This window comes from Collinsella sp. CLA-ER-H10 (genome assembly GCF_040092475.1).
Taxonomy (GTDB): Bacteria; Actinomycetota; Coriobacteriia; order Coriobacteriales; family Coriobacteriaceae; genus Collinsella.
The window spans coordinates 44,934-56,432 of the sequence record NZ_JBBNLM010000015.1 but is presented as its reverse complement, the minus strand read 5'-3'; the positions used below and the strand labels follow the sequence as shown (position 1 = coordinate 56,432).

Sequence of the window (11,499 nt, the reverse complement as noted above, 5' to 3'; positions counted from 1 at the left end):
CAAGTTTCGGGGCGCAGTTCACCTGTCCCCATTGTGGTGGTTAGCAACGGAAACCGAGTAGTTTTCTCAATAGAAAAGCGGCAACGTCCATCACGGGCGTTGCCGCTTTCGTTGTCTACCGGTTTTGTCTAAGTCTGTAACAACTGGACCGCTAAAAGTGGGCTAGGTGTTACAGATCGAGATACTTCCGAGCCGCACCGTCCCTTTGTCTCAATCTGTAACATCTGGGACCGATTTTGCCGAGTTATTGTTACAGATTGAGATTTTTCCTTGAGAGGGATTCGAATGTCTCGATCTATAACAAATAGACCGGAAAATGGGTTCTAACTGTTACAGATCGAGACGTTTTGGGACCGCGGCTGAGCCATCGTGGCGGCTTGACGTTTTCCCAGATAAAACCTGCCAAAATAAACCTGTCCCTTTTCGGCAGGTTTTAGGGCTCCCAGGGGCAGGGGGCTTCGATGTGGATGTGCTCGCCGGTTACGGGATGCGTAAAGGACACGCTGTGGGCGTGGAGCATCAGGCCGCAGGGGCGCGGCGTTCCGTACAGGTCGTCGCCAACCAGGGGATGACGCTCGCTCGCCAGGTGCACGCGAATCTGATGCTTGCGGCCGGTGAGCAACTCGACATCGATATACGAGCGCGCGGGCAGGCCACGACGGCTCTTAAGACGTTTGAGCGCCTTCACGCGAGTTTGAGACGGCTTGCCGCTGGCGCCGACGCGCATCTTTCGGCTGTCGTGACGGTCGCGGGCGATGGGCTTGTCGATGAGCTTCTCGTTCCAGTCGATCTTGCCCTCGGCCAGCGCCAGATAGTGCTTTTCGAAGGCGTGGTCGATGACCATTTGGTCAAAGGCGGGCTGCGTCTGTTTGTCGAGCGAAAACAACACCACGCCGGTGGTGTTGCGGTCCAGGCGGTTGAGCGGCTGCATGTCGGTCGCGGCAAAGCCGTCACCCATCGCCAGCAGCAGGTCGCTGGCGTAGTCGGTGAGCGTGCGCTCGCCGGTGCCGTCGCCGTGGACGATCATGCCGGCGGGCTTGTCGATGGCCATGAGCCAGGCGTCGCAGTAAAGGACTTGAGGTTCTTCGTTCACGTGTAAGCCTTTCGGTTAGCTAATTCCCACAAACATGCAGCCCGAGGTGGCGCCGCGCAGGCGGGTGGCGGGCTTGCGGCCGGCCTGTGCTGCTTCGACGGCACGACGGACGCGGGCGACGGCACGGCCCACCTCATCTGTCTCGAGCAGCGTTCCGTCTACCATGAGACGACGCACGCCGGCATCGAGCAGCTGAGGAACCTGCGGCGTGAGGTCGATGGGGTAGGCGTCGTACAGGCGAGAGCGGCCATGGATGTCGGTGCGTACGGGCATGACCTTGCCGTCGATATTCTTGAGTGACAGCTTGCGGGCGCGCAGGCGGCAGTTAGCGCAATCGTGGATGCAGCCATTGGCCACCTGCAGGATGCAGTGCTCACTCGTCATAACGCGCGGGCGGCCGAACACAGTGATGCCCAGGGCTGCGGGCGCGGCGGTGCCAAGCGAGACGATCTCGTCGAGCGTGATCTCGGGCGAGAGCCAAAACGCACCGGCTCCGCGCTCGGCAAGTGCCTCCATGCAGGGCGTGTTATGCACCGGCAGGCAAGAGCGAATCTCGGCCGTGGCGCCGGCATGAGCGGCTACGGCGAGCTCGGAGATATTGCCGACGGCGACGGTGGCTCCGGCATTGATCCAAGGATCGACGCGCTCGTGGTCGACGGCGCGGCAGACCTCGTCGAGTACGGGCACGATACCCTGCTCAAATGCATCGGCAGGGGAGAGTCCGACAGCCTCGAGCGCGTCGGTGGTCATATAGATGCGCGTTGCACCCTCCGCGCGGGCTGCCTCGGCGGCCTCGAGCGAGGTGACGGTGGCGCAGATCTGCGGCTCGTCGCGGTAGTGCTTGGGCATGGGGCGCGTACATTTGTCGAGCACCGGCAACTCGAGCGTTTTTGCGCGCTCCTCGTACGGTGCCAGAATGGCCTCTTCCAGCGCCTTACAAGCGGCGGCGCGCACCTTGTGCACGGCGGAGAAGCCCATGCCGCAGCCCTCATCGAGCGCCACATCAAAGCTCGCGGCCTCAAAGGGAGAGGAGCCCATGCGCCCGACGTGCTCAACCAGATCGGATGCCTCGACGGCGCGGGTCTTGGCGGCCTCGACGGTGAAGCCCGTGGCGGTGGCGGTGAGCGCGGGGTTGTCACAGCAGGTGAGTGTGACAGTAAACGGCTCGCCCAGGCGCGCCACGACGGACACGTCAACAGCTCGGCGGCGCAGCACATCGCGCTTGAGCGCGGCGCCGGCGGCGTCAATGGCGCTCTGGCTTCGAATCACGCGCACGCGGCAGCCCTCGGGCATGCTACGGGGCACGCGGCACTCAATGATGTCACCGGCGGCGGCATCATCGGCGGCAATGGTGGTCAGGAACTGGTCAAACTCGTTATCGTGGCGAAGCTCCAGCAGGTCGCCTTTGCCCACGGGCTCAAACAGCTCAATGCGGGCGATGGCGGCGCGGCGACGGCGGTCGTCGGACTTGAGGCCGCGCACATCGCGGTTGGCCGGGCGGCTGCCCAGCACCGTGCCCACGATCTGGCCGCGGTTGTTGGAACGCTCATAGCTCATCATCTCGTCGCCCGAGGTGCCGTCCTGATAGGCGTGCGTAAAGTCGCGGTTGAAGCAGCGCTTGAGCTGGCGCTGGCGGGCGGCTTCCTCGTCCTTGGCAACGGCGGCTCCGGATAGCATGTCGTCAATTTCGTGACGATACACATCAACGATGGAGTACACGTAATCGGGTGCCTTCATGCGGCCCTCGAGCTTGAGCGATGCGGCGCCGGCGTCATACAGACGGCGAACAAGCTGTGAGGTGTTGGTGTCACGCGGGCACAGCGCGCGCTCGCGACCGGCAGGGGAGAGCGCGCGACCGTTCTCGTCGATCAACTCGTAGGGCAGGCGGCAGGGCTGGGCGCACATGCCGCGGTTGGCCGATCGTCCCGCCATGGCAAAGCTCGACAGCAGGCACAGGCCCGAGTAGCAAAAGCAGATGGCGCCATGGCTGAAGACCTCAAGGTCCACATCGGGCGCGGCGTCGTGAATGGCGGCGATTTCGTCGATGGAGAGCTCGCGCGAGAGAGTCACGCGGTCGGCGCCCTGCTCACGGCACCAAAGGGTTCCGCGGTCGTCGTGGATGTTCGCCTGGGTCGAGATATGTGTCTCGATGCCGGGCATGGTGCGCTTGGCCTCAAAGAACAGACCCCAGTCCTGGATAATGAAGGCATCGGCGCCCAGCGTGGAGCAGCGATGAATGAGCTGCAGTGCATCGCCCATCTCGGACTGCTTGATGACGATGTTGACCGTGACGTAGACGCGCGACCCGGCTAGATGCGCGGCGCGGCAGGCTTGCTCAAAGGCCTCGTCGGTAAAGTTGGTTGCCTTGCGGCGGGCGTTGAAGCTGCCCATGCCGCAGTAGATGGCGTCTGCCCCGGCGGCGAGCGCGGCGGCAAAGGGCTCCGGGCCTCCGGCGGGGGCCAAAAGCTCGGGCCTGCGGTTAGTGGTTCGGCTGGCGGTTGCGGTCATATCCTGCCTTTCAAAATGCTCAGATATTCAAAAGTATAGTGGCGTCGCTGCGGTGGGCGACGCCCGCAGCCTAAGCAGGACAAAGTCTTCAGCAGCTTGGACTGGCTGCTCCACATGAGAACCGTTCAGCGGTTCGGGGAAACCGTTGGGCGATAAAATATTCTCGCAAGCTGATAATATTCTTGCATCAAACAGAAACCTTGAGTACTATCCCAATCAAGCGCGGTGTTCAGACCGAACTGTGCCTCCCGGTGTGAACACCGCGCTCACGCTCTCTCAATTGATCGTAAGGAGAAAAACATGAGCAAGACCGTCGTGTCTTCCGATAACGCACCCGCAGCCATCGGCCCGTATTCCCCCGGTATCCAGGCCGGCAACATGGTGTTCCTGTCCGGCCAGCTGGGCATCGATCCCGCGACCGGCAAGATGCCCGAGGGCGTCGAGGCCCAGGCCAAGCAGTCCCTCGCCAACGTCGAGGCCCTGCTGACCGCTGCCGGCGCTACCTTTGCCGATGTCGTCAAGACCACGGTCTACCTGGCCGACATCGCCGACTTCGCCGCCGTGAACGAGGTCTACGCCTCCAAGTTTGAGGCCCCGTTCCCCGCGCGCAGCGCCTTCCAGGTTGCCGCCCTTCCGGCTGGCGGTCTGGTCGAGATCGAGGTCGTTGCCGCTCTCTAAGGCGTTGGCCACAACTAAACATGACATGCAAAAAGACCCTGCAGCGCGTGCGAGCTGCAGGGCCTTTTATCAAGTGACGGATCGCTTGTGGAGCCGCACTCCATTTTGCTCGTTAGCCTTCCTTGCGGACTTTTTGCAGGTAGCGGTAGACGCTGGGCTCCGAGATGCCCAGCGCGGTGGCGGCGCAGGCCACGGCACCCTTGAGCATGAACACCCCGTTGCCGTTGAGGTGGCGAATGACGTCCACGCGGTCGCTTTGACCAAGCGATGCTACATCCAGCCCGCGCGCGCTCAGCAACTCGGCAATGCTGCGGTCGATGAGCTCCTGTGTGGACTCCGAAAGGCTTTCGACCTCGATAGACGCGGGCTCCGTGCGCGTCGGCGCCGCGTCGAAGCAGGCCATGAGCTGCTGTGCCATGGCGTTGATGGAGCGCACGGTCGAGAGGTCGGTGTTGACGCAGAGCATACCGACGATCTCATCATTCTCGCGGATAAAGTACGTCGCTGACTCCAACGTCTTGCCGCCGGCACCGCGCCCCTCGTAGCCCGTAATAAACGGCAGGTCGCGATACTTGGCGTCGTGCATGATCTTGAGTGCCAGATCGGTGGCGGGACCGCCGACCTTGCGGCCGCTCACGATGCCGTTGCGAATATCAACGATGGCGTGGTCGGGATCCGAGAAATCGTGCAGCACGATTTCGCTGTTTTTGCCGAGTATCTGCTCCAGAAAATCGACCATCGGCAAAAAGCGACGTACGGTCTCGTTCACGGGCAACTCCTTTGGGTGAAATCGGAAATGTTCATAACAATTTTTTCTCATGGTAACACGCTGCCCATCATCTCGTATATCCGCAGGTACATTGCGTAATGCAGACGAACGGTAGGAATTTAGCGGTAAACGGTTGACCAAAAGAAAAGTTAGATGTTATTTTGACTAGACACTTTCCTGACCTGCGGAAATGCGTTATTTCAGCTGAAGAATAGTCTGATAACAAAAAATTATTATTGAGAATGAGAATCATCTTTAATACGATATGCAATGAAGGCACAACCTCAACCCCGCACTGCGTCACAATAGAGCGTTAGATGCGAAAACAACTACTTCGAGGATTGGTGGTCAAATGACCCAGGAGACGGTTACGAACGGCACTGAAGCCCTGTTCACTCGCGAAGGCATGCCTCCCGTTAAGGAAATGATCCCGTGCGCCCTTCAGCATGTACTGGCATCGTTTGCCGGCATCATTACCCCGGCGGTCATCATGGCCGGCGTCTACGGCTTTAATAGCCAGCAGAGCACCGATATCATTCAGGTTGCACTCATTCTTTCGGCGATCGACACGGCCCTTCAGGCCTTCGCTCCCTTCCGTCGCATCGGCGGCGGCCTGCCCATCGTCATGGGCGTTTCGTTCGCGTTCCTGCCGGCCCTTCAGGCCATGGGTGCCTCGGGCTTTAGCTTTGGTGCGCTGCTGGGCGGCGAGCTTGTCGGCGGTGCCGTCGCGGTCCTCTTTGGTCTGGCCTACAGCAAGATTAAGTGGCTGTTCCCGCCCGTCGTGACCGGTACGGTCATCTTCTCCATTGGCGTCTCTCTCTATCCCACGGCTGTCAAGTATATGGCCGGCGGTATGGGTACGCCGCTGTGGGGCACCCCGCAGGCCTGGTGCGTCGCTCTTATCACCTTCGCCGTGGTCTTTGCGCTCGCCAACTTTGGCAAGGGCACGCTCAAGCTGGGATCCGTGTTCTTTGGCATGATCGTTGGCATGATCGTCTCCATCCCCTTTGGCATGATCGACTTCTCCAGCGTCGCCACCGCTCAGGTCTTCGCTCTTCCCAAGCTCATGCCCTACGCGCTCGAGTTTGATCCCGAGGTCTGCATTACCCTCGCCGTCGTGTTCCCCATGGTTGCCATCCAGGTTATCGGTGACGTCTCCGCCGCCTGCCTGGGCTCCATCGACCGTATGCCCACCGAGCGCGAGCTCTCCGGCGCTATCGTGTCCCAGGGCCTCACCTCTATGGTCGGCGGTCTGCTGGGCGGTCTTCCCACCAGCGCCCTTGGCCAGAACGTGGGCATCATCTGCTCCAACAAGGTCGTCAACAAGTGGGTCTTTGTGATCATTGCGGCCGTCTTTGCCATCGCCGGTCTGTTCCCGCAGCTCTCTGCCGTCCTTTCCGCTATCCCGCAGCCCGTCATCGGCGGCGCGACCGTCGGCGTCTTTGGCACCATCACCATGAACGGCGTGCGTATGTTCACCCGCGAGGGCCTCACGCAGCGCACCACCACCATCGTCGGCACCTCCGTCGTCTTTGGCCTGGGTATCTGGATGGCCAGCGGTTGCCTTGCCGGCGAGGGTATGCCCGCCTGGGTGTCCACCGTCATCGGCTCCAATGCCGTAACCCCCACCGCCATCATGGCCATTGTCCTTAACCTGATCCTTCCGCAGACGCCGGTCGTGGCTCAGCACATCGATGCTGCCAAGGACGCTGCCGTGGATCTGGTCTTGCCCGAGAGCAAGAAGTAACCAATTCGGTGCTATTCGTCGGCGGACGCATCGCCTCGTCCGCCGACGCCATGCGGCACCAAGCCGCACTTCAAAGGGTTTGTCCCTTTGGTGAAGCGTTGACGGGAGAGGGCCCGTTTCCGGTGTAGGCCGGCGCTTCGCACTCCGCCATGTCAGAGGTGTCAAACCCCGCCTCTGATGTTGAAGGGAGCATCCATGCTTCTGGTCGCTAACGGTTCCGTCTTTACCCGCAACGCTCAGACCCCGTTTATTCCAAACGGTGCGGTCGCCATTGACGGAGATACGATCGTCGAAGTGGGCCCCGAGCGCGAGCTCAAGGCCAAGTACCCGGATGCCGAGTACGTCGACGCCCAGGGCAACCTCATCATGCCCGGACTCATCAACTGCCACACCCACATCTACTCGGGTCTGGCCCGCGGCCTTGCCATTAAGGGCTGCAACCCCACCAACTTCCTGGAGAATCTTGAGCAGCAGTGGTGGAAGATTGACGACAACCTGACGCTCGACGGCACCAAGGCCAGCGCCTATGCCACGATTCTTGACTCCATCCGCGATGGCGTCACCACGATCTTCGATCACCATGCGAGCTTCTGCGAGATCCCGGGAAGCCTCTTTACCATTAAGGATGCAGCTCAGGAGCTGGGCATGCGTTCGTGCCTGTGCTACGAGGTCTCCGATCGCCGCGGCCAGGAAAAATGCGACCAGGCCATTGCCGAGAACGCCGAATTTGCCCAGTGGGCCGCCAAGGAGCGTCGCGATAACGACAACCACATGATCGCCGCCATGTTTGGCGGTCACGCCACCTTTACGCTTTCGGACGAGACCATGGACAAGATGGCCGAGGCCAACAACGGCCTGACCGGCTTCCACATCCATGTGTGCGAGGGCATGAATGACGTTTGGGACTCCCGCCTCAACCGCGGCGGCATCAGCCCCGTCGAGCGCCTGCTGCAGCACAACCTGCTGGGTCCCGACACCATGCTCGGCCACTGCATCCACGTGACGCCTGCCGAGATGGATATCGTCAAGGAGTCCGGCACCTGGCTCGTCAACAACCCCGAATCCAATATGGGCAACGCCGTGGGCTGCGCCCCCGTGCTCGAGTTCTTCCGCCGCGGCATCCCCGTGTGCATGGGCACCGACGCCTACACCCACGATATGCTCGAGAGCCTCAAGGTCTTCCTGATCATTCAGCGCCACAACGCCGCCATGCCCAACGTGGGCTGGTGCGAGGCCATGACGATGCTCTTTGAGAACAACGCCAAGATGGCGAGCAAGTATTTCGATCGCAAGCTCGGCGTGCTTGAGGCCGGCGCCGCTGCCGACGTCATCGTCATGGACTACAAGCCCTTTACGCCGCTGAGCGAGGAGAACATCGACGGCCACATGCTCTTTGGCATGATGGGCAAAAACTGCCGCACCACCATCATCAACGGCCGCGTCCTGTACAAGGATCGCGAGTTCGTTGGTATCGATGAGGACAAGATCAACGCGTGGACCATGGCCGAGTCCAAGAAGCTCTGGAGCACGCTCAACGATCGCGCCTACTAATTACAAGTAGATTCACGCGCGTCGGATGTTTCGCCGCATCGGACGCGCGTATAGGCGACCTCCGCGGGGTCGCCGGCGCTGTGCTAGCGCTACACCGTATTTGCGCCCGCCGCGCGGTCTCGCCGGGCGTTACAGAGAGGAGCTCACTATGAGCGACATCATGAGGCCGATCCCGTTTTCGCAGCTGATGAACTGGATCATCGAGGAGCACAAGACTCAGGACGCCATCTTTGGCGTGCGTAAGATGGTCACGACCAATCAGGAGGGTGCGCTTCCCATTTTTGACGAGCGCATCGAGACTCCGTTTGGCCCGGCCGCCGGCCCCAATACGCAGCTTGCCCAGAACATCGTGGCATCCTACGTGGCCGGTTCCCGCTTCTTTGAGCTCAAGACCGTCCAGGTTATGGACGGCGAGGAGCTCTCCAAGTGTGTGAACAAGCCCTGCATTGTGGCGCAGGACGAGTGCTACAACTGCGAGTGGTCGACCGAGCTCGAGGTTCCGCAGGCCTTTGCCGAGTACGTGAAGGCATGGTTTGCCTGCCACCTGATCGCTCGCGAGTACGGCCTGGGCAGCCCGGACGGTTTTGTCTTTAACATGTCCGTGGGCTATGACCTCGAGGGCATCAAGAGCCCCAAGGTCGATGCCTACATCGAGGGCATGAAGGACGCCAGCGGCTCCGACGTCTGGAACGAGTGCCGCACGTGGGCGCTCGCCAACCTGGACAAGTTTGAGCATGTTGATGCCGCGTTTGTCGAGTCCATCCCGGCGCGCGTCTCCAACTCCATTACCGAGTCAACGCTGCATGGCTGCCCGCCGGCGGAGATCGAGCGCATCGCGACCTATCTGATTACCGAGAAGGGCCTTAACACCTACATCAAGTGCAACCCCACGCTGCTGGGCTATGAGTTTGCCCGCCAGCGCCTCAACGAGCTGGGCTTTGACTACATCGTCTTCGACGATACGCACTTCCGCGAGGACCTGCAGTGGTCCGACGCCGTGCCCATGTTCGAGCGCCTGATTGCCCTGTGTGCCGAGCGCGGCCTGGAGTTTGGCGTCAAGCTCACCAATACCTTCCCCGTCGACGTGACGAGGAACGAGCTGCCTTCCACCGAGATGTACATGTCCGGCCGTTCGCTGTTCTCGCTGACCATCGAGGCCGCCCGCCGCATTACCGAGCAGTTCGATGGCAAGCTGCGCATCAGCTACTCCGGCGGTGCCACGGTCTACAACATCCGTGCCCTGTACGATGCCGGCATTTGGCCCGTTACCCTGGCGACCGACGTGCTCAAGCCCGGTGGCTACGAGCGCTTTAGCCAGATGGCCGGCGAGTTTACCGACCTGGATGGCAAGCCGTTCGCGGGCGTCTCTCTCGAGGCCGTGACCGCGATCCAGACCGACTCGCTCACCAATCCGCTCTACAAGAAGCCGCTGCGCCCGCTGCCCGACCGCAAGGTCGCCGGCAAGAGCCCGCTTTCCGACTGCTTTACCACGCCGTGCCGCACGAGCTGCCCCATCCAGCAGGACATTCCTGCCTACCTGGCGGCTGTTGACGAGGGCCGCTACGAGGACGCACTCAACATCATCATCGAGCGCAACGCCCTGCCGTTCATTACCGGCACCATCTGCCCGCATCCCTGCGGTCGTGCCTGCGAGCGTGCATTCTACGAGCCCGAGGGCGCCCAGATTCGCGCCAGCAAGCTCAAGGCCGCCCGCGAGGCCCTGACTGCCGTGCTGCCCAAGCTGCGCGCCCAGGCTATCGCCAACGACGGTGAGCGCAACGTTGCCGTTATCGGCGGCGGCCCGGCCGGCCTGGCGACGGCGTTCTTCCTGACGCGCGCCGGCGTGCCCGTCACCATCTTTGAGGCCCGCGATTCGCTCGGCGGCGTGGTCCGTCACGTCATCCCCGAGTTCCGCATCGCCAGCGACGATATCTCCCACGATGCCGAGCTCTGCCTGGCCTTTGGCGCCAAGGTGCAGCTCAACGCCCGCGTGGATTCCATTGACGAGCTCAAGGCCCAGGGCTTTACCGACGTGGTCGTGGCCACCGGTGCCTGGATGCCCGGCTCTGCGGGGTTGGGCGAGGGTGCCGAGCTCGACGTGCTGGAGTTCCTCGAGGCCGCCAAGAAGGGCGAGAAACTCGAGTTGGGCGAGGACGTCGTGGTCATTGGCGCCGGCAATACCGCCATGGACGCGGCCCGCGTGGCCAAGCGCCTGGCCGGCGTGAAGAACGTGCGCCTGGTGTATCGCCGCACCAAGAAGCAGATGCCCGCCGACGAGGAAGAGCTCGATTTTGCCCTTGCCGACGGCGTTGAGTTCTGCGAGCTGCTGGCGCCCAATGCGCTTAACGGCTCCGTGCTGACCTGCGACGTCATGGAGCTCGGCGAGCCGGATGCAAGCGGCCGTCGCAGCCCCGTCGCCACGGGCGAGACCGTCGAGCTTTCCGCCACCACGGTGATCTGCGCCGTGGGCGAGGGCATCGATGCCAGCCTGTACGATGCCGCGGGCGTCGAGCACGACCGTCGCGGCCGTCTTGCCGCCACTTCCACCGGCGTCGAGGGCGTTTGGGCTGCCGGCGACTGCCGTCGCGGTCCTGCCACCGTGGTCGAGGCTATCGCCGATGCCGCCGGGGTCGCCCATGCCATCGCCGGTGTGGACTTTAACAAGTACGCCGACTGCAACGAGCAGGCCGGCCGCGAGGACACCTGCTACGAGCGCAAGGGGTCGCTGTGCCGCGACAAGCGCAACTGCACCAAGACCCGCTGCCTGGGCTGCGGCTCGGTGTGCGAGGTCTGCTGCGACGTGTGCCCCAACCGCGCCAACGTGGCAATTAAGGTGCCGGGCCTGGCCAAGCATCAGGTCGTCCATGTCGACGGCATGTGCAACGAGTGCGGCAACTGCGCCGTGTTCTGCCCTTACCAGGAGGGTCGTCCCTACAAGGACAAGCTCACCCTGTTCTGGAGCGAGGAGGACATGGAGAACTCCGAGAACGAGGGCTTCCTGGCCGTGGACGAGGACCACTTTAAGGTTCGCGTCGCCGGCACGGTCCGCACCGTCTCGGTCGATGCCGTCAACACCGGTCTTCCCGAGGCCGTCCGCCTGACCATCAGGGCTGTGCGCGACAACTATTCGTACCTTCTTAAGAAATAGGCGAG

General features: G+C 62.1%; 7 protein-coding genes. 4 read left to right on the top strand and 3 right to left on the bottom strand.

Annotated features, from left to right (window positions below; all coding sequences use genetic code 11):
- Positions 1 to 433 precede the first annotated feature (433 nt).
- Complete coding sequence (locus AAAX36_RS07280) at positions 434 to 1,093, bottom strand: RluA family pseudouridine synthase (protein WP_349074888.1); 660 nt, start codon at positions 1,091 to 1,093, stop codon at positions 434 to 436.
- Between the two features lie 15 nt (positions 1,094 to 1,108).
- Positions 1,109 to 3,601: a U32 family peptidase gene (locus tag AAAX36_RS07275; protein ID WP_349074886.1), complete on the bottom strand. Its 2,493-nt coding sequence runs from the start codon at positions 3,599 to 3,601 to the stop codon at positions 1,109 to 1,111.
- A gap of 300 nt (positions 3,602 to 3,901) precedes the next feature.
- On the opposite strand from AAAX36_RS07275, the gene AAAX36_RS07270 reads away from it, so the two are divergent.
- A complete protein-coding gene (locus AAAX36_RS07270; RefSeq protein ID WP_349074884.1) occupies positions 3,902 to 4,279 on the top strand; it encodes a RidA family protein in 378 nt (125 codons plus the stop codon).
- 112 nt (positions 4,280 to 4,391) lie between these two features.
- On the opposite strand, the gene AAAX36_RS07265 is transcribed toward AAAX36_RS07270, so the two are convergent.
- Positions 4,392 to 5,048, bottom strand: coding sequence for a PAS domain-containing protein (locus AAAX36_RS07265; RefSeq protein WP_271758618.1), 657 nt, complete (start codon positions 5,046 to 5,048; stop codon positions 4,392 to 4,394).
- Between the two features lie 352 nt (positions 5,049 to 5,400).
- Between AAAX36_RS07265 and AAAX36_RS07260 the strand changes: the two genes are divergently transcribed.
- The 3 genes from AAAX36_RS07260 (at position 5,401) to ygfK (ending at position 11,494) form a co-directional block, all read left to right on the top strand.
- Positions 5,401 to 6,795 (top strand): solute carrier family 23 protein, encoded by a 1,395-nt coding sequence (locus tag AAAX36_RS07260; protein WP_349074883.1) that lies wholly within the window; start codon positions 5,401 to 5,403, stop codon positions 6,793 to 6,795.
- Positions 6,796 to 6,990: 195 nt separating this feature from the next.
- Complete coding sequence (ssnA, locus tag AAAX36_RS07255; RefSeq protein ID WP_195503601.1) at positions 6,991 to 8,346, top strand: putative aminohydrolase SsnA; 1,356 nt, start codon at positions 6,991 to 6,993, stop codon at positions 8,344 to 8,346.
- 148 nt (positions 8,347 to 8,494) lie between these two features.
- Complete coding sequence (ygfK, locus tag AAAX36_RS07250) at positions 8,495 to 11,494, top strand: putative selenate reductase subunit YgfK (RefSeq protein WP_349074882.1); 3,000 nt, start codon at positions 8,495 to 8,497, stop codon at positions 11,492 to 11,494.
- Positions 11,495 to 11,499 lie beyond the last annotated feature (5 nt).